We start from the raw sequence: 24,755 nt of genomic DNA, 5'->3' as shown, positions 1-24,755 counted from the left end.
AACCGGCCGGCCATCCAGGGGAGCGTGGCCTATGGCGGCAGGTGGTCGTGGCCGGCGGGGACCTGCAGGGGCCCGGCGGTGGCGGTGGGCGGCGGGGTGGATCCTGCTCATCGCGGCGGCCATGGCGCTGGGAAAGGCGGGCTGGTCCCCTTTCCGGCTGCTGCCGTGGAGCGGCCGTGGCGACGGTTTGCCCGCCCGGGCCGCCCCGGATGTATGGGTCGGGCCGGTGGCCGTGGGCGGCTGGCCCCGGCAGCAGGTGGAGTCCTGGCTGGCCGGCCTGGCCCGGCAGGTGGCCATGCCGCCTGAGGATGCCCGCCTGGATCCGGCCAACCGGGCGGTCATCCCCGGCGCCGCCGGCCTGGCCCTGGACGTTCCCGCCAGCCTGGAGGCCATTCTGCGGGCGCGCCGGGGCAGCCGGGTCGACCTGGCCTTCCGGGCCCTCCCGCCGCGACAGGACCTGGACGATTTTCCCGCCGAGCCCGTCTACCACGGCAACCGCCGCAAGCAGGCCGTCACCTTCCTGGTCAACGTGGCCTGGGGCGAGGAGTACCTGCCCGCCATGCTGGATGCCCTTGCCCAGGGCGGCGCCCGGGTGACCTTCTTCCCGGTGGGGCGCTGGGCCGAATCCCATCCCGACCTGGTGGCGGCCATGGTCCGGGGCGGCCATGAGCTGGGCAACCACGGCTACTCCGATGCCCTCGACCTGGAAGGGGCACCCGCAGAGACCGTGCTGGCCGACCTGCGCCGCGGGGCGGAGGCGGTGGCCCGGGCGGCGGGGGTCGACCCGGTGTCCATCCGCTTCTACAGCACCCACCGGGGGGTGCGCACCGCCGCCGTGGAGCAGGCGGCGGCCGCGGCCGGCGTGCGGTTGATCTACTGGAGCCTCGATACCGTGGACTGGATGAAACCGGCTCCCGAGGTCATGGCCCGCCGCATCGTGACCCAGGCCCAGCCCGGCGACCTCATCCTGATGCACCCCACGGCGGTGACGGTCCAGGCCCTGCCCGCCATGATCCAGGGCCTCCAGCGGCGGGGCCTTGCCATCGTGCCCCTGGGCCAGTTGCTCTCGCCCCTGCCCGCCGGCGAGGCGGATCCCGCCTTCCGCCCCCTGGTGCCCCCGGGGCCCGTCTTGGCCGGGCGGCTTGACCCGCCGCCTTTCGGTCCTAACCCGGCCGGTCCCGGCCGCGCGGAAGAGGGATTCCTGTCCGTCCCGCCGGCCCCCTCCCTGCGGTAAACCTGCGGGTCCCCGTCTCGCGGTGAACTCCCGCGGAGCCCTCCCCGGCGAACCCGAAGCCCGTCCTGCCCGTTAACAAATCCTTTACATTTGGCTCCTGCCGCGCCCCGCGGGGTGGCGGGGGCCAATGCTATACTGTTTCGCGGCAGCCGGGTTGCCCGGAGGGGAGGAGGGTTGCCATGATCGAGGTTTCCCGCGTGAGCAAGCGCTTCGGCGAGCACCGGGCGGTGACGGATCTGACCTTCACCGTCCAGCGGGGCGAGATCGTCGGCTTGCTGGGGCCCAACGGCGCGGGCAAGACGACCACCATGCGCCTCATCACGGGGTACATGCCGCCCAGCGCCGGCACCATCCGGGTGGCCGGGTTCGACACCTGGGAAGAACCCCTGGAAGTCAAACGGCGGGTAGGCTACTTGCCGGAGAATCCGCCGGTCTACCCCGACATGACGGTGGAGTCCTACCTGCTGTTCGTCGCGGCCCTCAAGGGCGTGCCCCGGCCCCGGCGGCGGGCGGAGGCCCAGGAAGCGGCCGAGCGCACCGGCGTCGCCCACGTGTGGAAGCGCCTCATCGGCAACCTGTCCCGGGGTTACCGGCAGCGGGTCGGCCTGGCCCAGGCCCTGGTGGGCAAGCCCGATGTGCTGATCCTGGACGAGCCCACCGTGGGCTTGGATCCTGCCCAGATCGTGGAGGTGCGCCAGCTGATCCGCGACCTGGCCGGGGAGCACACGGTGATCCTGAGCTCCCACATCCTGCCGGAAGTGCGCCAGACCTGCCAGCGGGTGCTGATCATGAACCGGGGCCGCCTGGTGGCCCAGGACACGCCGGAAGGCCTGACCCGGGCGCTCCAGGGCGGAACGGCCCTCCAGCTGGCCGTCAAGGGGCCTGCCGAGGCGGTGGCCCGCCGGTTGCGGGAGCTGGACGGCGTGGAAGCCGTGCGGCTGCTGGAGCCCGGCCCCAGGACGGCGGCCCCGGCCCCGGCCGGGGCGGGAGCCGCGCCCGGTGACCGGACGGGCCCGGAGCCCGAAGCGGTGGTCCGGCTGGAGGTGACGGCGCGGGGCCGGGACGTGCGCGAGCCGATCTTCTACGCCATGGCCGCCGAGCGCTGGCCCATCCTGGAGATGCGCCCCCTAGAGATGACCCTGGAGGAGATCTTCATGCAGCTGGTGACCGACGAACCGGCGCCTTCCGCCCCGGGCGAGCAAGGGCGGGGCGGGGCGGCGGCCGGCGACCGGCGGGGTCGCCGCCCGGCCGCAGGCGCCGCCAGGAGGTGAGGGCCGTGGGCTGGCACGGGCTTCTGGCCCTGTGGCGCAAGGACGTGCTGTCCTTCTGGCTGTCCCCCCTGTGGTGGGTGGTGGCCGCCGTCTTCCTGGCCCTGACGGGCTGGTACTACCTGGCCGTGGTGGCCAGCTTTCAGGCGCCCGACCTGCGCTTCCTGCTCGACCACATGGTGGTGCTGCTGCTGTTCGTGGTGCCCGCGCTGACCATGCGCTCCTGGGCCGAGGAGCAGCAACGGGGCACCGCGGAACTCCTGCTGACCTCGCCCATCACCCTGAACCAGGCGGTGCTGGCCAAGTTTCTGGCCGTGCTGACCCTGCTGACCGTCCTCCTGCTGGTGACGGGGATCTACCCGGCCGTCACCGCCGCCTACGGCGGGGTGGAGTGGCCCATGCTGCTGGTCGGCTATCTGGGTGTGTGGCTGGTGGCCGCCACCTTTGCCGCCGCGGGCGTGCTGGCCTCGACCCTGAGCGACAGCCAGGTGATCGCCGCCGTGGCCGGGTTCGGCATCCTGCTGGCCCTCTACATGCTGGACTGGGCCGCCGGCTCCGTCGGCGGGACCACCGGCGACGTGCTGCGCGCCGCCTCGGTCTGGGAGAACCTGAGCGATTTCATCAACGGGGTGCTGGACACCCGGCGCCTGGTCTATTTCGTCACGCTGATCGCCGGCTTTTTGTTCCTGGCCGTGCGCAACGTGGAGCGGCGCACCTGGGCCGCTTGACGGCGGGTTCTGCGCCGGCCGGCTGCGTCCGCCGGGACGCGCAGGCGACCGGAACGGCCGCGGGATGGCCGGCTGCAGCCCGCCCGGCAGGACGCGAAGCGCAGCGTCAAGCGCGGCGGCTTCGCTGCGGAGCAGCATGACGTGAGGACGTGAGGCGGAGCAGCGACGTGATGCGGAGCACCACGACGTTCATGAGCACTGGCTGAGGAGGACCGCCTATGGCCGAACGGGCCGATGCCCATCGCCGCCGGGTCCTGTGGCGGGGGACGAACACGGCCGTCCTGACGGTGGCCGTCCTGGCCCTTCTGGTGCTGGCCAATGTGTTCGCCGCCCGCTACTCGTGGCGGTACGATGCGACGGCGCAAAAGATCTACTCCCTCTCGCCTTCAACCCACCAGGTCTTGAGCGAGCTCGACCAGGACGTCACCCTCTACGGGTTCCTCCAGTCCGGATCGGCCGAGGGTGACACCCTGCGCCGCATCCTGGAGCTGTACGACCGGAACTCGGACCGGATCCGGCTCGAGGTGGTCGACCCGGAGCGGGAACCCGCCACGGCCCGCCGGTACGAGGTGGACACCTACAACACCGTGGTGGTGGAGTCGGGCGACGACTACCGCAAGATCGACCCGCTCAGCCTGTTCGGCTACGGTGCGGGCGGCGGCCTGGAGATCCGCGCGGAGCAGGCCATCACCCGCGCTCTCCTGGATCTGACGGGCCGTGGCGGCAAGAAGGTGTACTTCCTGACGGGCCACGGCGAGGGCACGCCCGGCGGGGAGCTGGCGACCCTGGGCCGGTTGCTGGAGGGTGAGGCGCTGGCCGTGGAGACCCTCAACCTGGCCCAGAAGGGCGAGGTGCCTGCCGACGCCGCCGTGGTGGCCATCGCCGGTCCCACCCGCGATCTTCTCGAGGAAGAACGCCAGCGCCTGGAGGAGTACGTCCAACGCGGCGGGCGGCTGCTGGTCCTCTACGGCCCGGTGCCCAACCAGCCGCGCCTGGAGCAGCTGGAACGGTTGCTGGCGACCGTGGGGGTCGACGCCGCGGCGGACGTGGTGGTCGACCCGGAGCGGGCCTTCCTGGGGCAGGATCCTCTCTCGCCCATGCCGCTTTTGGGCAGCCATCCCATCGTCGACCCCCTGCAGCGGGGCGACCTGGTGCTGGTCCTTCCCGGCAGCCGCAGCCTGGCGCCCAGGGAGGACACCCAGCTGACCACCACCGAGCTGCTCCATACCAGCGACGCAGCGTGGGGCGAGACGGATCTGCGGGCCCGGGCCGTCCGGCAGGACAGCCAGGACCGGCCCGGCCCGCTGGCGCTGGCCCTGGCGGTGGAAGGGGAGCTGGGCCAGGGGACGGCCGGTACCGGTGGGAACGGGCAAGAGGGCGGCGCCGGCGATCAGGAGGCCGCCTCAGGAACCGCCGGGCAAGGGGAGGATGCGGGGTCCGAGGCGGCGGAGCCGGCCGGCGGCCCGCGCCCGGTGGCGGTGGTGGTCGGCAGTGCCGCCTTCGTCGCCAATGACTACCTGGACCGGGTGCCCGGCAACCGGGACTTCGTGGTCAACGCCGTCAACTGGCTGGTGGGGTCCGAAGAGCGGCTGACCATCCGGCCCAAGGAGCTGGCGTCCACGCCCATCGTCCTGACCCCCGGCGCGGTGGTGGGCATCTTCTACGGCCTGGTGCTGGGCTTCCCGGCCCTGGTGGCGCTGGTGGGGCTCGGCATCTGGTGGAGGAGGCGGCACGCATGAGCCGCCGCAGTCGCCGCCGCGGGCCGGTTCAGCAGGCCTTCCTGGGGCTGTTCCTGCTGGTGGTGGCGGCCGGCCTGGCGGTGTACGCCTGGGCCACCCGGGACCGGCAGCCCGGCGACGGGGAGGCCGGTGAGGGCGAGACGGCCGTCGTGTGGGATGCCGGCGATGCCGCGGTGCGCGAGGTGGTGATCGAGGGCGAGGACGGCCGGATCGTCCTGCGTCCGGGCCCGCCGCCGGAGCTAGTGGTGTCGCCCGACCGGCCCTTCGCCGGCCAGGGGCCGGTGGCCGCGGATACCATCGACGGCCTGCTGTCCAGCCGCCGCTGGTGGATCCACCAGCCGGGCCCGTACCCCGTGGCCGACGAGTATGCCACCACCATCGCCGACAACCTGCGCCGGCTGGTGGCCCAGCGGGTGGTGGCCGAGGACGTCCCCGAAGGCGAGCTGGCCCAGTACGGCCTGGACCGGCCGGCCACCCGGGTCACGGTCCGTTTTGCCGGCCAGGGCGAAGCCCGGGTGCTGGAACTGGGGGCCCGGAGCCCCCTCACGGGCGGCGGCACCTACGCGCGTCTTGAGGGCGGCCGCCAGGTGTACCTCATCGCCCCGGGGGTGGCGGACACCCTGCAGCTGCCCCCCGGCCAGCTGCGGGAAACCATGTTCCTCCCCTTCAACGACGAGCGGGTCCGGCGGGTGGAAGTCGACTGGAACGGCCGGCGGCTGGTGTTCGTGCGGGAGGAAGGGGGCACCAGCTGGTCGATGGAGCGGGACGGCCGGCCGGTGGGCAAGCAGGACAGCAGCCAGCTGTCGGAGCTCTGGTTCGCCCTGCACCAGTGGCGCGCCGCCGGCTTCGCCGCCGACCAGGGGGACGAACCCGCCGCCCAGCGGCGGTACGGCCTGGCGGAGCCCTACGGCCGGATCCGCCTGGAGTTCCAGCCGGCGCCGGGCCAGCAGGCGGCACCGTGGCTGGAGATCCGGGTGGGCGCCCCGGCGGAGGAGGGCGGCCGCTTCGTGATGACCAGCGAGGGGCCGTGGGTGTACCGGCTCGATCCCGACGACCTGTCCTACCTGGAAGATCAGGTGCTGCCTGCCCTGGAGAAGCCGGTGGAAGAGGGCGAGGCCGGCGGCCAGGCGGGCCAGGGGCAGGACGGCGGGCAGGCGGGACAGGAGGCGCAGGAGGACCAGGCCGGGCGGGGGCAGGGGGCTGGAAGCGACTAGCGGCACCCCAAGGATCCCCCAGGGCGGCCCGCCGCGGCCGGGGAGGAAACGGGCCGGGCGCGCCGAATCTCTGTAACACCCGCCGCACAGGGCGGGCGTCCGGAGGGCAGGCGGGCGGCCCGCGGGCCGCGTTCGTCCTGAGCCGTCCGCGCCGCCCTTTTTTATGCCCCCGCCCCGACCGAACGGTCGGTCGGGGCACCCGAGCCGGGAGGGGGTCTGGGGCCACCGCTGCGGGCGGGCGGAAGCCCCGCTGCGGCGTGGGACGGGGCAGCGCAGGAGGCGACGGCATGGCCAGCCGGGAGCAGGAGATCCTGGACGCGGCGCGCAAGTTGTTCCGCCAGAAGGGCTACTACGCCACCACCATGCAGGACATCGCCGAGGCGGTGGGCCTGCAGAAGGCGTCCCTCTACCACTACATCCGCAGCAAGGAGGCGCTCCTGCTGCAGATCGCCGGCGAGACCATGCGGCTCTTCCACGCCGAGCTGGACCGCATCGAGGCGGCGGGGGGGAGCGTTGCCCAGCAGCTGGCGGCGGCGATCCGCGCCCACGTCAAGGTGGTGGCGGAGCACCAGGAGACGCTGACGGTGCTGTTCCGCGAGTCCCACGCCCTGCCGCCCGAGCACGCGGAGAAGGTCCGCGGCGAGACGGGCCGGTACACGCGGCGGCTCACGGAGCTCATCGCGCGCGGGGTGGCCGCCAGCGAGCTGCGGCCGGTCGACCCCGGCGCGGCCTGCCTGGCGATCCTGGGTGCCTGCAACTGGATGTACCGCTGGTACAGCGCCGACGGCCGGCTGACGCCGCAGCAGATCGGCGACCAGTTCGTTGAGGTGATCCTCCACGGCCTGCTGGCGCCGGGCGGGGCGGGGCGCCAGGCCCGGACGCCCGGCCGGGCGCCCTGAAGGCGGGCCGTGGCCGAAACCCTTTGACAACCCCAGGGAAAGGTGGGGAAGCCGGATGGGTTGGAACGTGGTGGTGCTGGTCAAGCCCATCCTCGACCCGGAGCTGCCGGCGCGGAAGTTCCGGGTGGCGGCCGACGGGCGCCGTCCCGAGCGGGGCGACGCGCCGGTGGTGATCAACCCCTTTGACCAGAATGCCCTGGAGCTGGCGCTGCAGCTCAAGGACAAGGGCGCGGCGGACTCGGTGACGGTCATCAGCGCCGGCGGCGCCGAGGCCACCGACGGGCTGCGCAAGGCCCTGGCCCTCAAGGCGGACCGGGCCGTGCGGGTCGACCTGGGCGGGCTGGACCTGCCCGACGCGGCCACCACCGCGCGGGTGCTGGCGGCGGCGGTGCGCCAGGCGGGCCCGGTGGACCTGGTCCTGGCCGGGCGACAGGCGGGCGACTGGGACCAGGGCCAGGTGGGGTACCTGCTGGCGGAGGAACTGGGCTGGCCCTGCGCCGCCCTGGTCCAGCAGGTGGAACCGGCCGGCGGCGGCCTGCGCCTGGTGCGGGAGGCGCCGGGGGGGCGCGAGGTGCTGGAAGCCTCCCTGCCCCTGGTGGTCACGGTGACCAACGACGACAGCAACGTCCTGCGCCTGCCCAAGGTGCGCGACGTGATGATGGCCAACCGGAAGCCCATCGACCAGTGGACCCTGGCCGATCTGGGACTGGACGAGGGGGCGCTGGCCGGCGAGGCGGCGAGCGAGGTGCTGGCGCTGCGCATCCCGGAGCGCAAGACCGAGTGCGAGATGATCCAGGGCGACGATCCGGCGGAGGTTGCCGCGACCCTGGTGCGGCGGCTGCGGGAGCTGAAGGTGCTCTGAACCGCCCTTGGGAGGAGGACATGCCATGATCCTGGTAGTCCAGTGGAACGGAAAGGGCCTGACCCAGGGGACCGCCGAGCTCCTGGGTGGCGCCCGGCAGCTGGCCGGCGACGGTCCCGTGGCCGTGGCCGTGCTGGGACCCGGCGCCCGCGAGGCGGCGGCGGAGGCCGGCGCCTACGGTGCCCGGGCCTACGCCGCCGACGGGGACCTGGAGAGCTACGGCGGCGAGGCGTACGTGGCGACCCTGGCGGCGGCCTGCCAGAGCCTCCAGCCCCAGGTGGTCCTGTTGCCGGCCGACCCCCGCGGCCGGGAGGTGGCTCCGCGGCTGGCGGCCCGGCTGGGGGGTGCTGCGGTGACCGACGTGATCGAGGCCCGGCGGGACGGGGACCGGATCGTGTGGTCGCGACCGGTGTTCGGCGGCAAGGCCGTAGCCGACGTGGTGCTGAAGAAGTCGCCCCAGGTGGCCACGGTGCGGCCGGGGTCCTTCCCGGCGGCGGAGAAGGCCGGTTCGTCCCCGGCGGAGGTGGAGGATCTGCCCGTCAGCGGCACCGACCGGCCGCTGCGCCGGGTGGAGGTGCGGGTCGCCGACGAGGGCGGCGTGCGCCTGGAGGAAGCCCGGGTCATCGTCTCGGGCGGCCGCGGCCTGGGCGGTCCCGAGCCCTTCAAGGATCTGGAGGAACTGGCCCGGCTGCTGGGTGGCGCGGTGGGCGCTTCCCTGGCGGCGGTGGACGAGGGCTGGGCGCCGCCGGAGCGGCAGGTGGGCCAGACCGGCAAGATCGTGGCGCCGGACCTCTACATCGCCATCGGCATCTCCGGCGCCAGCCAGCACCTGGCCGGCATCGCCGGCGCCAAGACCGTGGTGGCCATCAACAAGGATCCCGAGGCGCCGATCTTCGAGGTGGCGCGCCTGGGGGTGCCCATGGAGTACCAGAAGGTGCTGCCCCACCTGATCGAGGAAGTACGCAAGCTCAAGGCCGGCTGATGCCGGCCCGGACGCCGGTGCCCGGGCGGCGCGGCCGCCGCCCGGGGCCGGACCGCCTCCCGGCGGGCGGGGGCGGCAAGGAGCGAGGGGGGAAGGAGCATGCCGGAGGCGATGCCTGCCGTCGCCGAGGCGACCCGCCAGGTCCAGTGGAACGTTCCCCACAGCTTCGTGTGGATCATGTACATCAGCATGACCGTGGCCCTGGCGGTGATGGCCTATGGTGCCTGGCAGCGGGTGCGCACCTGGATGGCGGGCAGGCCCGAGGTGCGGTGGGATCGCCCCGGGCAGCGCCTGCGCCGCGTCCTGATCCACGGGCTGGGCCAGGGGCGGCTGCTCAAGGAGCGGCTGCCGGGCATCGCCCACGCGCTGCTGTTCTTCGCCTTCATCGTGCTGTTCATCGGCACCCTGGTGGTGATGATCCACCACGACCTGGGCATCCCCATCCTGCGGGGCCGGTTCTACCTGTACTTCCACAGCCTGACCCTGGACGTGTTCGGCGCCCTGGCCACGGTGGGCCTGGCGGTGTTCTTCTGGCGGCGGTACGTGATGCGGCCGGGCCAGCTGGAGAAGGGCAAGCGGGCCGACTTCCTGCTGCTCCTGGGGCTTCTGGTCATCATGGTGACCGGGTTCGTCCTGGAGGGGATCCGGCTGGTGGTGACGGCCGATCCCTGGGCCCTCTGGTCGCCCTTCGGCTACCTGACGGGCCTGGCCCTGGCGGCCGTGCTGCCGGCGGAGGGCGCCCTGCGGGCGGTCCATGCCGGGACCTGGCTGCTGCACATGCTGACCTGGCACGCCTGGCTGGCTGCGCTTCCGTACAGCAAGGCCTTCCACCTGGTGACGGGGCCGCTGAACATCTTCTTCAGCAACCTGGACGCCAAGGGCGAGCCCAAGCCCATGGACCTGGAGGACGAGACGGCCAGCCTGGGGGCCCGGACGGCGCTGGACCTGACCTGGAAGCAGCTGCTGGACCTGGACGCCTGCACCGAATGCGGCCGCTGCGAGGCGGCCTGCCCCGCCTTCGCCGAGGGCAAGCCCCTGTCGCCCAAGCGGGTGATCCTGGACCTGCGCGATCACGTGCGGGCCTACCGGGACGATTTGCTGCGGGCCAAGGCGGCCCAGCTGGCCGGCGACCAGGAGACCTATGACAGCATCGTCGAGCACCTGCCCATCCTGGCGGGCGGCGTGATCAAGGAAGAGACCCTGTGGGCCTGCACCACCTGCCGCGCCTGCGAGCAGGCGTGCCCGGTCTTCATCGAGCACGTGCCCACCATCCTTGACATGCGCCGTTACCTGGCCATGGAGAAGGCGGAGATGCCCGAGACCCTGGCCAGCGCCATGGAGAGCCTGGAGACGCGCCAGCACCCCTACCGGGGCGCCACCGCCGATCGCACCGACTGGTACAAGGACCTGCCGGTCAAGACCATGGCGGAGCTGGACGACCCCGAGGACATCGAGTACCTCTACTGGGTCGGCTGCGCCGGCGCCTTCGACGAGCGGGTGCAGAAGGTGGCCCGGGCCCTGGCCCGGGTGATGGACCGGGCCGGCATCAAGTTCGCCGTGCTGGGGCCCGAGGAGCAGTGCACCGGCGACCCCGCCCGGCGCAGCGGCAACGAGTACCACTACGAGATGCTGGCCCAGGCCAACGTGGAGACCCTGAACGGCTACAAGGTCAAGCGCATCGTCACCCACTGCCCCCACTGCCTCCAGCAGCTCAAGCACGAGTACAAGCGCTTCGGCGGCCACTACGAGGTGATCCACCACAGCGAGCTGGTGTTCAAGCTGATGGAGGAGGGCAAGCTGGAGCTGGCCCGCGAGCTGCACCGCTCGCTGCAGGTCACCTACCACGACCCCTGCTACCTGGGCCGCTACAACGACGTCTACGACGCGCCCCGCCAGGTGCTGGACGGCCTGGGGACCCGGCGGCTGGAGATGGGGCGGTCGCGGGAGCGCAGCTTCTGCTGCGGGGCGGGCGGCGCCCACATGTGGTACGAGGACAAGTCCGGCGGCAAGATCAACCGCAACCGGGCGGAAGAGGCCGTGGGCACCGGAGCGGATGTGGTGGTCACCGGCTGCCCCTTCTGCCTGGCGATGATGGAGACCGGCGTCAAGGCCGTGGCCGGTGCGGAAGAACGCGGCGTGCGCGTGCGGGACTTTGTCGAGCTGGTGGACGAGGCCCTGGCCGGTCCCGCCGGTGCCGCCGCAGGAGGAGAGGCCCGGCAGGCGGCGGGCGATTAGCCTTGGCCGGTCCGGACGGCGGCCCGGCCGGTCGCTCTGCCGGTGCGTGCAACGCCCCCGGCCAGGAGAAGCGGAGAGGCTGGGGGCCAGGGAGGGGAGTACCGTGGCGGAATCCCTGGCGGGAACGGGGACCCCGGCGGGACAAGCCCAGGCGGGGGAGTTCCCCTGGCTGCGTTTCTACCCCGAGGGGGTGCGGCATCGCCTGGATTATCCCTCGATGCCGCTCTACGGCTTGCTGGACAAGGCGGCGCGGGAACGGCCCGAACACCCGGCCGTGATCTTCTTCAACCGGACCCTGACCTACGCCCAGCTCAACCACGCCGCCGACCGCTTCGCCCGGGCCCTGGTGCGGCGGGGAGTCCGGCCCGGCGACCGGGTGGCCATCATGCTGCCCAACTGCCCCCAGTTCGTCATCGCCTACTACGGCGTCCTCAAGGCGGGCGGCGTGGTGGTCAACCACAACCCGCTCTACACCGCGCCGGAGCTGGAGTTCCAGCTCAACGACTCGAGCTGCCGGGTGCTGGTGGCGCTGGACATGACCTATCCCACGGTGCGCCAGGTCCGGCCGCGGACCCGCCTGGAGACGGTGATCCTGACCCGGGTCAACGAGTACATGCCGGCCCTGCTCCGCCTGCTCTACCCGCTGAAGGCCCGGCGCGATGGCACCTGGCCGGAGATCCGCGAAAACGACGACGTCCTCTGGTTCCAGGACGTGCTGGGCGAGGGTGGGGAGGCCGGCGGCGGAGCGCCCCCGGTGCCGGTGCCCGTGGAGCCTGATCAGGTGGCGCTGCTGCAGTACACCGGCGGTACCACGGGGCGGCCCAAGGCCGCCATGCTCACCCACCGGAACCTGCTGGCCAACGCCCTGCAGACGGCGGAGTGGGTGCTGCAGGGCAAGGTGGACGACGGGCCCCGCCACCGCATCATGGGGGTCATCCCCTTCTTCCACGTCTACGGCATGACCACCGTGATGAACCTGGCCATCGCCATCCAGGGCACCATGATCCTGCTGCCCCGCTTCAACGCGGGCGAGGTGCTGAAGGCCATCGCCCGCTACCGGCCCACCATGTTCCCCGGCGTGCCGACCATGTACGTGGCCATCCTGAACCACCCCGACTTGCGCCGGTATGACTTCTCGTCCATCGAGTCGTGCGTCAGCGGCGCCGCCCCCCTGCCGCTGGAGGTCCAGGAGCAGTTCGAGCGGCTCTCCGGCGGCTCGCTGGTGGAGGGCTACGGGCTGACGGAGGCCTCGCCGGTCACCCACGTCAACCCCACGGGCCCCGGCAAGCGCAACGGCACCATCGGCATTCCCCTGCCCGACACCGAGGCCCGCATCGTGGACATCGAGACCGGCACCCGGGTGCTGGGGCCGGGCGAGGTGGGCGAGCTCGTCATCCGCGGCCCCCAGGTGATGAAGGGCTACTGGAACCGGCCCGACGAGACCGAGCGTACTCTCCGAGACGGCTGGCTCTACACCGGCGACATCGCCACCATGGACGAGGACGGCTTCTTCCGGATCGTGGACCGGAAGAAGGAGATGATCATCACCGGCGGCTACAACGTCTACCCCCGCGAGGTGGAGGAGGTCCTCTACCAGCACCCCAAGGTGCTGGAGGCCGCCGTGGCCGGCGTGCCCGATCCCTACCGGGGCGAGATGGTCAAGGCCTACGTGGTCCTCAAGCCGGGGGAGACGGCCACGGAGCAGGAGATCATCGAGTTCTGCCGCCAGCGGCTGGCCAAGTACAAGGTGCCGCGGGCCGTGGAGTTCCGCAGCGAGCTGCCCAAGAGCCTCATCGGCAAGGTCCTCCGCCGGGTCCTGGCCGAGGAGGAGCGGAAGCGGGCACCGGCGGCGGGCGAGCAGGCGACCCCGTCCGGGGAAGGACCGGCCGGGCCGCAGGCCGGGGTGGCGGGGGACGGGGAGGAACCCGGCGACCCGCAGCCCCGCTAGGGCCGAGCCCGGCGGGGACAGGGAGGCTCCCCGGCGGCCGGGCGGGGCGCGCTGGGCGTCGCCCGGGGCGCGAAGCAGATGGCTGCCGCCCGCCGGCGGCCGGGACCGGGGCAGGTCGTGGGATCGCGGCAGGGCCGTGGTATCATGGGCAACGAGAGCCAGGACCGTGGGGGAGGGGCCGGCCGACCGGCCCCTCCCGCGCAGCGGGGTGAGCCCATGAACGGCCAGCAGCCGCAGGATCCCGAAACGGGCCCGGCCCGGGATGCCGGCCTGCCGGGGGCGCGCCCGTCCGGGGAGCCCGGCCGGCCGGAGCCCGCCGCCGAGAACCCCCCGGCGGCCCCCGATACGGGCCCCGTGCCACCGGCGCGGCCCGCCCGGGAATCCCGGGTGGAAATGACCGAACTGGTCCTGCCCAACGATGCGAACCCCCTCGGCAACATCCTGGGCGGGAAGGTCATGCACCTCATGGACATCGCCGGGGCGCTGGCGGCGGCGCGCCACTCGCGGCGGATCTGCGTCACCGCCTCGGTCGACCGCATCGACTTCCTGCACCCCATCCGCGTGGGCGAGGCGATCCTGCTGGAGGCCCAGGTGACGGACGCCGGCCGCACCTCCATGGAAGTGCGGGTGAACGTCTACAGCGAGAACCTGCGCACCGGCCAGCGGCGGCACACGGCCACGGCCTTCTTCACCTTCGTGGCCCTGGACGACAGCGGCCGCCCGGCCCCCGTGCCCGCCGTCATCGCCGAGACGCCCGACGAGCAGCGCCTGCAGGCGGAGGCTCGGCTCCGCCGGCAGGAGCGCCTGGCCCGGGCAGGCCGGGCGGGAACCGGCCTGCCGGAGGCGGCCGGAGAGGGGCCGGCCGGCACCGTGCCGGCCGGCGGGATCCGGCCCGACCCGTCAGCCGGCGGATTCCCGGCGGGCGGGGCACCGTCCGGCGGCCTGCCCGCCGGGGCGGCACCGGGCCCGGATCCGGCCGGGGGCGCGACCCCGTAGCCGTCCCGGGCCCGCTCCGGGGACCGGCCCAGGGCCGGCCGCCCGGCGCCGGCGGAATTCCCGGTCACGGGAGAAGCGGTCAGCGGAGAAGGGGGGAGAGCCTTGCAACTGGTCATCCGGCCCCTGGAGCGGCATGCCGAGCTGGCCCAGGCCGAAGCCCTGCAGCAGGCGGTGTGGGGCGGGCCGCCCCTGGTGCCGTCGGCCACCATGCGGGCGGTGCTGGAAGTGGGCGGGTCCGTCCTGGGGGCCTGGCTGGACGGCGAGCTGGCCGGCTTCTGCTTCGGCTTCCCGGGGTGGCGCCAGCGGCAGCCCGTGCCTCCCGGCCTGGAGGAACCGGCTGGCGGCGCTGCCGCGGCGGCCGGGCCGCCGGACGGGCCGCCGCCCGTTCCGGGCGAGCCGGGCCGGCGGGAGCCGGTCTTCCATTCGGACTTGCTGGCCGTGCGGCCCGAGCTGCGGGACCGGGGCATCGGCCGCCGGCTCAAGCTGGCCCAGCGGGAGTGGGCGCTTCGACAGGGGCTACACCTGATCACCTGGACCTACGACCCCCTGCAGGCCCGCAACGGCTATCTCAACCTGACCCGCCTGGGCGGCGTGGCGCGCCGCTACGTGCGGGAGTTCTACGGGGTGCTGGACGACGAGCTGAACCGCGGCTTGCCGGCCGACCGGGTGGTCATCGAGTGGTACCTGACCAGCCGCCGGGTGGCCCGGCGGGCCGGGGCCGGCGAGGGCCCGGGGGACTCGGGGCGGTCGGGCCTGGCGGTCCCGGCCGGCGCACCAGGCCCGGGGGCCGGCGCGGAGACGGCGGCCGCCGGGGACGCCCCAGGCTCCGCTCCCGAGGGTTCCCGGGCACCGGGAGATCGCCCTCGGCACCGCCCGCAGCTGCGGCCCGACCCGGTACCGCCAGCGCCGGGACCGGCGGAGCGGCCCGTGCTCAACCGGGTGCGGGACGATGGGGGGCTCCCCGTGCCTCTGGACTGGCAGGCGCCCGGTGGTGAACCCGAGGTGGCCGTGCTGATCCCGGCCCGCTTCGCCGAGTGGCGGCAGAACCGGCCCCAGTGGGGCCTGGAGTGGCGGTTCCACCTGCGCCACGTGCTGGAGGCGGCGCTGGGGGCGGGTTACCTGCTGGACCGGTGCCTGCCCGGGCCCGGTGGGGCCATCGTGACGTACGTGCTGGCGCGGCGGGCCTCCCCCTGACCCGCCTTTTTCTTCCGCAACGCCCAATCCATGCGACCGGCGCGGCCCTGGGACCTTTCGCCAGGGGGCAGGGGCCGGCGGGAAGGATCCCGGACCCGGCAGGACCGGGCTCCGGGCCGGCGCCGGAGAGAGGAGGAACCGCCGTGGAGCAGCGGGACAGGGTGGAACGGGGCGAGTGGCAGGAGGCGGCAGCGGAAGCCGGGGCCGCGGCGACTGCCGCGCAGCGGGATGCGGTGGCACCGGCGGCGGGATCAGAAGGTCCGGGCGTTCTGGACTTTCCCCCCATGCCTGCCGAGCCGGAGGTGGAGGCCGTGCCGCTGACCATCACCGGCGTCCAGCTCTTCTGGTTGCGTATGCCCCTGGTGGCGCCCTTCGAGACCAGCTACGGCCGGGTCGACCGGCGGGAGTGCCTGCTGGTGCGGCTGGAGGCCCGTCATCCGGAGGCGGGGGTGGTGGAGGGCTGGGGCGAGGTGGTGGCCGACGCCGACCCGGGCTACAGCTACGAGACCACGGGCACGGCCTGGCACGTCCTCACCGAGTTCATCCTGCCCGCCCTGCCCGGCCGCACCTTCGCGACGCCCGGCCAGTGGCGGGCCGCGTGCGAGTGGGTGCGCGGCCATCCCATGGCCAAGGCCGGGGTGGAGATGGCCCTGCTGGACGCCCGTTCCCGGGCCCGGGGCGTGCCGCTGTGGCAGGAGTACGGCGGTTACCCGGCCCGCCGGCGGATTCCCGTGGGGGTCAGCGTGGGAATCCAGCCCAGCCTGGATGCCTTGCTGGCCACGGTGGAGCGGTTCCTGGAGCAGGGCTACCGGCGCATCAAGATCAAGATCAAGCCCGGCTATGAGGTCGAACCGGTCCGGGCCTTGCGGCAGCGGTTCGGCAGCATCCCCCTGATGGTCGATGCCAACGCCGCCTACACCCTGGCCGATGCCGGCCGGCTCCGGGTCCTCGACGACTACGGCCTGATGATGATCGAACAGCCCCTGCACGAGGACGACCTGCTGGACCACGCCGCCCTGCAGCGGCAGCTGGCCACGCCGGTGTGCCTGGACGAGTCCGTAAAGCACGTCCACGGCGCCCGGGAGGCCCTGGCCCTGGGCAGCGGCCGGATCGTCAACATCAAGCAGGGCCGGGTCGGAGGGCCGATCGACGCCCGGCGGATCCACGACCTCTGCCGCCGCTACGGCATCCCGGTGTGGTGCGGGGGGATGCTGGAGACCGGCGTCGGCCGCGCCCACAACATCGCCCTGACCACCCTGCCCGGCTTCACGCTGCCCGGCGACACGTCGGGAAGCGACCGGTACTACCACGAGGATGTCATCGACCCGGCGGTCCGGGTGGGGCCCGACGGCACGGTGGAGGTGCCCCAGGAGCCCGGCCTGGGGTACCGGGTGGTGCCGGAACGGGTCGAGAAGTACACCCTCCGGCACCGCTCCTGGCACGCGTCCTGACCGACCCGCTCAACCCGGCCGGCGCTCCGCGCCGGCCGGGCCCGGGGTCATGGCCGGTGGGGCCAGCACCGCCACCACCTGGCCCCGGGCGCAAAGGGTCTCGCCGGCGTAGAGCTCGCTCTCCACCACGGCCTTGCGCTGGCCCAGCTCCACCACCCGGCCGCGCACCGTCAGGGGAACTCCCAGGGGCGTTGGCCGCAGGTAGTCGACCTTGAGCGACGCGGTGACACAGCGCGGCACCGGCTCGGGATCGCCCAGCCGGTGGCCGTCCCGGCGATAGAGGGCCAGCGAGGCCGTGGCCATGCTGTGGCAGTCGATCAAAGAGGCGATCAGCCCGCCGTAGACGAACCCGGGCACCGCCATGTGTTCCGGGCGGGGTTCGAACACCGTGACGGTTTCATCGCCGTCGGGATAGGTCTTCAGGTGCAGGCCCGCAGGGTTGTGCCGGCCGCAGCCGTAGCACCAGGCGAAGTCGTCCGGGTAGCGGTCCTGCACGGCCGGCCCGCGGTGGGCGGGACCTGCATCCGGCTCCATCGGCACCGTCGCTCCAGCTCCTTCCCGTCCCCCCAGCCGGGGCAAGTTCCTCGACCCGCCGGCTCCGGCCGCGGATCGGGCAGGCTGGCTTCCTTTCGCAGGTTCAACGCTTCCCGACGGGTGGAACGGCCCGGCGGGGGAGCGTCCCGGTGGGGCCGCGTCCCTCCCGCCGCCCCGCCTCGCCCCATCCCGCCCGGATTCCCTGAAGCTTGCGGCCTGCGCCCTGACGGCCGCCACCGGTGCTTTTCCCCCCGGGCCGCCGCCTTCCCTGCCGCCTCTCGCCGCCCGGCCGGGCGGGCGGCACCGCAGGCCCCCGCCCAGGCTGAGGGAGGTGGCCTGCGAGTCCCCCTGCCTCCGGATCCCCCACCGTCCTTGGGGCCCGTGACGGAAGGGCCCGCTGCTGCACACCCGCCCATGGCCACGGCATATCGTGGGGTAGTCGTCACGGCCGGTGCGTCAGGTTTCCTGACGCCGGCCGGCGGCAATCCATGCGGGGGGTCGAGTATGGGAGGAAGTATCTGGAATAGCAGGCGGTGGGGCCACGTTCTTCCCGCCCTGGCAGCCCTGCTGGCAGCGGCTCTGCTGCTGGCCGCCTGCGGCGCCGGTGGGGGCACGGGCAGCGGGACCCCGTCCGGCTCACCGGCCGGTGGAGCGGCCGGCGGCAGCGGGGGCGGGGACGGGGGCGGAGGGGCGGCCGCCGGCGACTGCAGCCAGCGGCCCGGCCTGGCCGGCGTCCCGCCGCTGCCCCAGGAGGTCACCGTCAAGATCGCGGAGGATGGGGCCCCGTCGGGGGCGGGCTTCTACATCGCCACCGAGAAGGGGTACTTCCGCGACCTTTGCATCAAGCCCGAGTTCGTCACCTTCGAGTCCAGCGCCTACATGCTGCCTGCCCTGGCGGCCGACCAGGTGCAGGTGGCCGGCGGGGTGCTGAGCGTCGGCCTCTGGAACGCCATCCAGAGCGGCCTTGACCTGCGGCTCATCGCCACCAAGGGCGAGAACGTCCCCGGGCGTTCCTACTTCAACCTGACGGTGGCGGCCGGCAAGGCCGCCGAGATCAAGGACTACGCCGACCTCAAGGGCAAGCGCATCGCCATCACCGCCGAGGCGTCGCTGGACGAACAGTTCGTCGATCTGGCCCTCCGGCACGCGGGCCTGACCCGGGACGACGTGGAGTACGTGATCATCAAGTCCTTCGGCGACATGAACGCCGCCCTGGCCAACGGGGCCGTCGATGTGGCGATGCACATTGAGCCCCTGATCACCCAGGCGGAGGAACAGGGCATCCTCAAGCGCTTCGGCGACGCGGCCCGGGACTACGCGCCCGGCTTCCAGATCGCCGAGGTGCTGGCCAGCCCCAAGTTCGTCGCCGACAAGGAACTGTCCCAGCGCTTCATGCTGGCGTACGTCAAGGCGCTGCGGGACTACAACGACGCCTTCGTCAAGCGGGATGAGGCCAAGATGGCCGAGATCATCCCCATCATGACCAAGTACACCGCCCTGAAGGACCCGGAGCTGTGGAAGAAGGTCTACGTCCCGGGGCTGAACCCCGACGGGCGGCTGAACGTGGAAAGCCTGCAGGCCCAGCTGGACTGGTACCGGGAGCGGGGCTACTTCACCGGGCAGATCGACCTGAACAAGGTGGTGGACCAGTCCCTGGTGGAGTATGCGGTCCAGGTCCTTGGTCCGTACGACGGGGGTCAATAGGGAAGGCGGGGCCTCCCTGAGGGGCTGCCGGTGAACTTGGGGGCGGTCGCAAGCGGCTGGGGGGTGTCCGGGTCCCACTCCCGCGGCCCGGCGACCGCTCCCTTTCCCGGCCACCGTTCGCCGTCCCTCCGGGGCGGGCCGGGAGGCGGGTAGCCAGGAGTCTGGTCAAGGAGGGAATGCCATGCTGAACCGGCGACAGGTGCAGGGCGACGGCTGGGCGCGGCGGCCGGGGCTGGAAGCGCCGGCCGCCGCGGGGGGCCGGCAGGACCGGCAGGCGGTGGTCCCCGCGGGGGCCACCGCGGAAAGGGGGCCCGGCGGGCCGGACGACCGCCGGCCCGAAGCCGGTGCCCTGGCTCCAGGCGCCAACGGCGCCGGCCGGCGCCGGGCGGGGATCCTGCCCGGAAGGGGATCCCGGCGGGGCCGGGCCGGCGGTGCCGGGGCGGTTCCGGGGCGCCGCGTCCCCTGGCTCGATCGCGAGCGGTGGCTTTCCGTGGTCAGCCCCATCGCCCTGCTCCTCATCTGGGAGCTCATGGTCCGGGCGGGCATGCTGGATCCCCGGTTCTTCCCGCCGCCCAGCCGGATTGCCGTGCGGTTTGCCGCCATGGTGGCCGACGGGACCCTGGCCCAGCACCTGGGCATCAGCCTCCTGCGCGTCATCCTGGGCTTTGCCGCCGGCGCCATCCCGGCGGTGATCCTGGGCCTGACCATGGGGCTCTTCCCCCTGGTGCGGGCGGTGCTGGAGCCCATCGTGGCGGCCATCTACCCGATCCCCAAGATCGCCCTGCTGCCGCTGCTGCTGATGATCTTCGGCGTGGGCGAGGCCTTCAAGGTGGTGACCATTGCCCTGGGCTGCTTCACCCTGGTGCTGGTCAACACCGTGGCCGGCGTGGTGAACATCGAGCGGATCTACGTGGACGTGGCGCGCAACTTCGGCGCCTCCCGCCTCGACTTCTACCGCACCGTGGCCTGGCCGGGCGCCCTGCCGATGATCTTCGCCGGCCTCAAGCTGGGCATGGGCGTCTCGCTGCTGCTCATCGTGGCCGCCGAGATGATCGGCGCCCGCAGCGGCCTGGGCTACCTGATCTGGAACTCCTACCAGGTCTGGGACATGGCCGCCATGTTCATCGGCCTGGTGCTGATGAGCTTCTTCGGTTACGCCTTCACCATGGCCCTGAACGAACTGGAGCGGCTGGTGCTGCCCTGGCGCCCCCGCTAGGCGGGGCCCAGGGCCGGCGATGCCGGAACGGAGGTTGCGGGGCGGCGGCCTGCCGCGAGGGGAAGCCGGGGTGACGGGACGGCTTCAGGGGGGATGAGGATGTCCGAGCGGTGGAAGATCCGGATCCGCGGCCTGCGCAAGGAGTTCGTCGCCCGCCGCCGGGTGGTGACCGCGCTGGACGGGGTCGACCTGGAGGTGCAGGAGGGCGAGTTCGTCTGCCTGGTGGGGCCGTCGGGCTGCGGCAAGACCACGCTGCTGCGGATCCTGGCCGGCCTGGAGAGGCCCACGGCGGGCGAGATCCAGGTGGCGCGCAGCGATCCCTCCCGGCCTCTGCAGGCCATGGTGTTCCAGGAGCAGTCGGTGTTCCCCTGGATGACCGTCCGGCGCAACATCGGCTACGGCCTGGCCCTGCGGCGGGTGCCCCGGGCCGAGCGGGAACGCATCGTCGACCACTACCTCAAGCTGGTGGGCCTCGAAGCCTTCGCCGACGCCTATCCCCACCAGCTCTCCGGCGGCATGAAGCAGCGGGTCAGCGTGGCCCGGGCCTTTGCGGTCGACCCGGAGATCCTGTTGATGGATGAACCCTTCGCCGCCCTGGACGAGCAGAACAAGCTGCTGCTGGCCCAAGAGCTGCTCCGCCTCTGGGAGGCGAACCGCAAGACGGTGCTCTACGTCACCCACTCCATCGACGAGGCGATCCACCTGGCCGACCGCATCGTGGTCTTCACCGCCTCGCCGGGGCGGATCAAGGCCCAGGTGCCGGTGGCCATCCCGCGCCAGCGGGACCTGGACACCTTGCGCAGCCACCCGGCCTACGCGGCCACCTACCAGCGGGTGTGGGAGGCCCTGCGGGACGAGGTGCTGGCGGCGCGGGAGCGCGACGAGCGCCGGCTGGTGGCCGGGCGGCGCTAGTGGATGCCGGCCCCCGGCCGCGGCAGCGCCCGCTGATCCCGGGCGCTTGGGGAGCGGCAGGAGCACCCGGGGTTCACCGGACCGGTGGCGGAGGCTATACTGGAACCGTTGTGGGAGGGAGGCCGCACCCCTGGGTGGCGGGCCTCCCTCCCTGCGTGTCGAGGGATTTGCACGACGGCAACCTTGTTGTGGGGAGGAAATCCGGTGACGGCGCAGGCGCGGGCTCACCGCCAGGGGCAGGACCAGGCCGTCCGGGCCAGCTTGAAGGGGGCCTGGCTGAGCGCAGCCAGCTACGTCGTGTTGAGTGCGGTGAAGATCGGGGTCGGCTGGCGGGCCGGGTCGCGGGGCATGCTGGCCGACGGGCTCAACAACCTGACCGACGTGCTGGCATCGCTGGCCGTCCTGTGGGGCATCCGGGCCGCGGCGCGGCCGGCCGACGCCGAGCACCGCTACGGCCACGGCCGGGCGGAGACCGTCGCCCAGCTGGTGGTGGGCACGGTGATGGGCATGGTGGGGCTGAACGTGGGCCTGTCGGCCCTGCAGGCCGCCCTGGCGCCCAACCTGGAGCCGCCGGAGCCCTATGCGGCCGGGGTGGGCCTCGCTGCGGCAGCGGTGATGGCCGCGGTGTACTTCTACAACCGGGCCCTGGCCCGGCGCACCGGCAGCCCCGCCCTGCGCGCAGCCGCCCGCGACCACAGCTCCGATGCGCTGGTCAGCCTGGGCACGGTGGTGGGCATCTGGGGAGCCGGCCGGGGCTGGACCTGGCTCGATCCCGTGGCGGGCGTGGTGGTGGGGCTGCTGGTGGTGCGGACGGCCTGGCGGCTGGCCAGCGAGGCGACGCATGAGCTCCTGGACGGCTTCGAGCCGGAGCGCGTGCAGCGGCTAGGCCGGCGTGTGGCCCGCGTGCCCGGCGTGGAGACGGTCCGGGACGTCCGGGGGCGCCGCCTGGGCAAGGCCACGGCCATCGACGTGACCATTACCGTCGACCCCGGCTTGACGGTGGAGGAATCCCACGCCGTGGCCGACCGGGTCGAACAGGTCCTGCGCCAGGATCCCGACGTGACGCACGTCCACGTGCACGTAGAGCCCCACCGGGGAAAGGGTCCGGCCCGCCGCCGGGCGACGGACCCGGAGGCCGGCGCGAGGGCCGGGCCGGCCGGTTCGTCCCCGGAAGCCGGGAGGCCGGGCCGCCCGGTGACGCCGGTGGGACCTGCCGGCCGCAGGGGAGAAGACCCGGGGGACGGCCGGAGGGGCTGAGGGATCCGGCGCCGCAGCAGGCCGGTTCAGGCCGGGTCAGGCCGGCCCGTCGCCGTGGATGGCGTCGTGGTGGGTTCCCGGTGCCTGCTTGATGTACCTTTCCGGGTCCTGCTCGAACTGCTTGCGGCAGTAGGGGCAGCAGAAATAATAGGTGGTGCCGCGGTACTGCACCGTCTCGATACCCATCTCCTCGGCGGTCGACTCGTCGATGGTCATGCCGCATACGGGATCGACGGCCACGTCCCATGCGCCTCCTCGGTGCAGGCTGCAGGCCGCGCAGGCGGTGCCCGCGGGCCCGTTGCATGTGTATGTACAGAATTGGCCGCCCGCCCGGGCATCCCTGCCCCGGCGGGTTGGACCGGCCCGGGAGGACTGGTCATGCCACAAGATTCGCACCACCGCCCACGAGCCCGCTCCCGGCGTTCCGGGACCCGGTTCCCCGGGCAGCCCGCGGACCGGCACCATGCTCACCGCCGGCCCGCTCCGGGGGGCCGGCCGCAGGGTGCCGAACCGCAGGGGCACCGGGCGGCGGCCGCTGATCCGGCAGGGCACGGGCCGCCCACCGTGTCCCCCGCGTCCCCCCAGGCCGCCCCATCCCCCGCCCCCCTTCAGGTGGGCCAGGTGGTCGAGCTGGAACCCCATGCCCTGGCGGCCGGCGGGGACGCGGTGGCCCGCTACGGCGGCATGGCCGTGTTCGTCCCCTGGGTCGCCCCGGGGGACCGGATCCGCGCCCGGGTGACCGAGGTGAAGCCCCGCTACGCCCGGGCGGCGGCGGAGGCCGTGCTGGCGCCGGGGCCGGACCGGGTAAGCCCCGCCTGTCCTCTCTTTGCCCGCTGCGGCGGTTGCCGGCTGCAGCACCTGTCGTACCCGGCCCAGCTGGCCTGGAAGCGCCGCCTGGTGGTCGACGCCCTGGAGCGGGTGGGGCGGCTGGAGGCGCCGCCGGTAGCCGAGACCCTGGGTATGGACCCGCCCTGGTTCTACCGCAACAAGGCCGCCCTGCCCGTCCGCCGGCTACCCGGCGGGCGGGTGGCCATGGGCTTCTTCGCTCCCGGCACCCACACCGTCGTCGACCTGGAAGAACACGGCTGCGCCATCCAGCACCCGGTGATCGACCAGGTGGCGGCCGCCCTGCGCCGCTGGCTGGAGGAAGACCCGGACGGCCGGGCGACGAGCACCTATGACGAGGAGCGGCACCAGGGACTGTTGCGGCATCTGGTGGTGCGGGTGGGGCTGCGGACGGGCGAGGTGCTGGCCGGGCTGGTGATCAACGGGGACGGCCTGCCGGGGGAAGAGCGGCTGGCCCGGCACCTGCAAGAACAGGTGCCGGCCCTGGCGGGTGTGGTGAAGAACCTGAACCGGCGCCGCGGCAATGCGATCCTCGGCCCGGAGACGGTGCCCATCGCCGGCCGGCCGTGGATCGTCGACCGCCTGGGCGGGCTGGAGTTCCGCATCTCCCTGGAGTCCTTCTACCAGGTCAACCCCGTCCAGGCCGAGCGGCTCTACCAGGTGGCCCTGGACTACGCCCTGGCGGGCCGGGAGGCCGGGTCCGCCGCCACGGGTTCGAACCCGGGGGCGGCGGTGGCCGAACGGGATACCGCGGCCGGCCGGCCGGCCCGGGACGCCGGGGCCACCGGGGCGAGGCGGGACCCCGGGACGGGGGACGGCGGGACTGCGGCGGGCGACCGTCCTTTCTGGCTGATCGATGCCTACGCCGGCATCGGCACCCTGGCGCTGCTGGCGGCGGCCCGGCTGGCTGCCGGCACCGCCGGCCGGGGGGCGGCCGGCTCCGGCTACCGGGTGACGGCCATCGAGGTGGTGTCCGAGGCCACGGCCGACGCCCGCGTCAACGCCGAGCGCAACGGCCTGCAGGGCGTGGAGTTCATCACCGGCGCCGTGGAGGACGTCCTGCCCCGCCTGGCCGCGGAGAGCCAGGGCGGCGCCGGAGGCGGGGACGGGGCCGCGGCCCGCGGCGGCCGGCCCGACGGGATCCTCCTCGATCCGCCACGCAAGGGCTGCGAGCCCGCGGCGCTTGCCGCGTGCCTCGAACTGGCGCCTCCCCGGATCGTCTACGTTTCCTGCAATCCCGTCACCCTGGCCCGGGACCTGGCCGTGCTCTGCGACACGGGCTCGCCGGCGGCGCCCGCCGTCCACGGCAGCGGCCGGCGGCGGGGGCGGAGGGCCCGCTACCGCCTCGAGGCCGTCCAGCCGGTGGACATGTTCCCCCACACCGCCCACGTGGAGTGTGCCGCCCTGCTGGTCCTGGAGGACGGGTGAGGGCAGGGGACCCTGGAGGACGGGGGGGGAAGGGGGCAGGGCGGGGCCGGACCGGGCGGCCCAGCCCGCCCGGTCCGGCCCCGCCGCCCTTGTAGCCTGCGGCGCCTT

The 24,755-nt window shown here is 73.5% G+C and carries 20 protein-coding genes; 18 read left to right on the top strand and 2 right to left on the bottom strand.

Annotated features, from left to right (window positions below):
* Positions 1 to 31 precede the first annotated feature (31 nt).
* The 13 genes from THESUDRAFT_RS08520 (at position 32) to menC (ending at position 16,750) form a co-directional block, all read left to right on the top strand.
* Positions 32 to 1,234, top strand: coding sequence for a polysaccharide deacetylase family protein (locus THESUDRAFT_RS08520; RefSeq protein ID WP_006904374.1), 1,203 nt, complete (start codon positions 32 to 34; stop codon positions 1,232 to 1,234).
* 179 nt (positions 1,235 to 1,413) lie between these two features.
* A complete protein-coding gene (locus tag THESUDRAFT_RS08515) occupies positions 1,414 to 2,505 on the top strand; it encodes an ABC transporter ATP-binding protein (protein ID WP_006904373.1) in 1,092 nt (363 codons plus the stop codon).
* A gap of 5 nt (positions 2,506 to 2,510) precedes the next feature.
* Positions 2,511 to 3,230, top strand: coding sequence for an ABC transporter permease (locus tag THESUDRAFT_RS08510; RefSeq protein WP_006904372.1), 720 nt, complete (start codon positions 2,511 to 2,513; stop codon positions 3,228 to 3,230).
* A 218-nt stretch (positions 3,231 to 3,448) separates the two neighbouring features.
* A complete protein-coding gene (locus tag THESUDRAFT_RS08505; RefSeq protein ID WP_006904371.1) occupies positions 3,449 to 4,969 on the top strand; it encodes a GldG family protein in 1,521 nt (506 codons plus the stop codon).
* The gene (locus THESUDRAFT_RS08500; protein WP_006904370.1) at positions 4,966 to 6,183 is read left to right on the top strand and encodes a DUF4340 domain-containing protein; all 1,218 of its coding nucleotides are present in this window, start codon (positions 4,966 to 4,968) and stop codon (positions 6,181 to 6,183) included. The genes THESUDRAFT_RS08505 and THESUDRAFT_RS08500 overlap by 4 nt, the downstream gene beginning before the upstream one ends.
* A gap of 287 nt (positions 6,184 to 6,470) precedes the next feature.
* Entirely contained in the window at positions 6,471 to 7,082 is a 612-nt protein-coding gene (locus tag THESUDRAFT_RS08495) for a TetR/AcrR family transcriptional regulator (RefSeq protein ID WP_006904369.1), read from the top strand.
* Between the two features lie 55 nt (positions 7,083 to 7,137).
* Positions 7,138 to 7,944, top strand: coding sequence for an electron transfer flavoprotein subunit beta/FixA family protein (locus THESUDRAFT_RS08490; RefSeq protein WP_006904368.1), 807 nt, complete (start codon positions 7,138 to 7,140; stop codon positions 7,942 to 7,944).
* A gap of 25 nt (positions 7,945 to 7,969) precedes the next feature.
* Positions 7,970 to 8,926: an electron transfer flavoprotein subunit alpha/FixB family protein gene (locus THESUDRAFT_RS08485; protein WP_006904367.1), complete on the top strand. Its 957-nt coding sequence runs from the start codon at positions 7,970 to 7,972 to the stop codon at positions 8,924 to 8,926.
* Positions 8,927 to 9,025: 99 nt separating this feature from the next.
* Positions 9,026 to 11,161, top strand: coding sequence for a (Fe-S)-binding protein (locus THESUDRAFT_RS08480; RefSeq protein ID WP_006904366.1), 2,136 nt, complete (start codon positions 9,026 to 9,028; stop codon positions 11,159 to 11,161).
* Between the two features lie 103 nt (positions 11,162 to 11,264).
* Positions 11,265 to 13,109: a long-chain-fatty-acid--CoA ligase gene (locus tag THESUDRAFT_RS08475; protein WP_006904365.1), complete on the top strand. Its 1,845-nt coding sequence runs from the start codon at positions 11,265 to 11,267 to the stop codon at positions 13,107 to 13,109.
* 216 nt (positions 13,110 to 13,325) lie between these two features.
* Positions 13,326 to 14,105, top strand: coding sequence for an acyl-CoA thioesterase (locus THESUDRAFT_RS15190; RefSeq protein WP_341349088.1), 780 nt, complete (start codon positions 13,326 to 13,328; stop codon positions 14,103 to 14,105).
* Between the two features lie 102 nt (positions 14,106 to 14,207).
* Entirely contained in the window at positions 14,208 to 15,299 is a 1,092-nt protein-coding gene (locus THESUDRAFT_RS08465; protein WP_006904363.1) for a GNAT family N-acetyltransferase, read from the top strand.
* A 143-nt stretch (positions 15,300 to 15,442) separates the two neighbouring features.
* Complete coding sequence (gene menC, locus THESUDRAFT_RS08460; protein WP_006904362.1) at positions 15,443 to 16,750, top strand: o-succinylbenzoate synthase; 1,308 nt, start codon at positions 15,443 to 15,445, stop codon at positions 16,748 to 16,750.
* Positions 16,751 to 16,759: 9 nt separating this feature from the next.
* Here the strand turns inward: menC and THESUDRAFT_RS08455 are convergent, their stop codons facing one another.
* A complete protein-coding gene (locus tag THESUDRAFT_RS08455) occupies positions 16,760 to 17,284 on the bottom strand; it encodes a PaaI family thioesterase (RefSeq protein ID WP_051009268.1) in 525 nt (174 codons plus the stop codon).
* Between the two features lie 504 nt (positions 17,285 to 17,788).
* On the opposite strand from THESUDRAFT_RS08455, the gene THESUDRAFT_RS08450 reads away from it, so the two are divergent.
* The 4 genes from THESUDRAFT_RS08450 (at position 17,789) to THESUDRAFT_RS08435 (ending at position 22,373) form a co-directional block, all read left to right on the top strand.
* Complete coding sequence (locus THESUDRAFT_RS08450; RefSeq protein WP_006904360.1) at positions 17,789 to 18,988, top strand: ABC transporter substrate-binding protein; 1,200 nt, start codon at positions 17,789 to 17,791, stop codon at positions 18,986 to 18,988.
* Between the two features lie 181 nt (positions 18,989 to 19,169).
* A complete protein-coding gene (locus tag THESUDRAFT_RS08445; RefSeq protein WP_006904359.1) occupies positions 19,170 to 20,204 on the top strand; it encodes an ABC transporter permease in 1,035 nt (344 codons plus the stop codon).
* Positions 20,205 to 20,303: 99 nt separating this feature from the next.
* The gene (locus tag THESUDRAFT_RS08440; RefSeq protein ID WP_006904358.1) at positions 20,304 to 21,116 is read left to right on the top strand and encodes an ABC transporter ATP-binding protein; all 813 of its coding nucleotides are present in this window, start codon (positions 20,304 to 20,306) and stop codon (positions 21,114 to 21,116) included.
* A 204-nt stretch (positions 21,117 to 21,320) separates the two neighbouring features.
* Positions 21,321 to 22,373 (top strand): cation diffusion facilitator family transporter, encoded by a 1,053-nt coding sequence (locus tag THESUDRAFT_RS08435; protein WP_006904357.1) that lies wholly within the window; start codon positions 21,321 to 21,323, stop codon positions 22,371 to 22,373.
* Between the two features lie 36 nt (positions 22,374 to 22,409).
* Here THESUDRAFT_RS08435 and THESUDRAFT_RS08430 read toward each other — a convergent pair whose 3' ends face one another.
* Positions 22,410 to 22,613 carry a YHS domain-containing protein gene (locus THESUDRAFT_RS08430; RefSeq protein ID WP_006904356.1) on the bottom strand — a complete coding sequence of 68 codons (204 nt, stop codon included), beginning with the start codon at positions 22,611 to 22,613 and terminating at the stop codon, positions 22,410 to 22,412.
* Positions 22,614 to 22,751: 138 nt separating this feature from the next.
* Between THESUDRAFT_RS08430 and rlmD the strand changes: the two genes are divergently transcribed.
* Positions 22,752 to 24,647, top strand: coding sequence for a 23S rRNA (uracil(1939)-C(5))-methyltransferase RlmD (gene rlmD / locus THESUDRAFT_RS08425; protein ID WP_006904355.1), 1,896 nt, complete (start codon positions 22,752 to 22,754; stop codon positions 24,645 to 24,647).
* Positions 24,648 to 24,755 lie beyond the last annotated feature (108 nt).

This window comes from Thermaerobacter subterraneus DSM 13965, from assembly GCF_000183545.2.
GTDB lineage: Bacteria > Bacillota > Sulfobacillia > Thermaerobacterales > Thermaerobacteraceae > Thermaerobacter > Thermaerobacter subterraneus.
The sequence above is the reverse complement of the archived record's forward strand: the minus strand, read 5'-3'. Positions and strand labels throughout refer to the sequence as shown.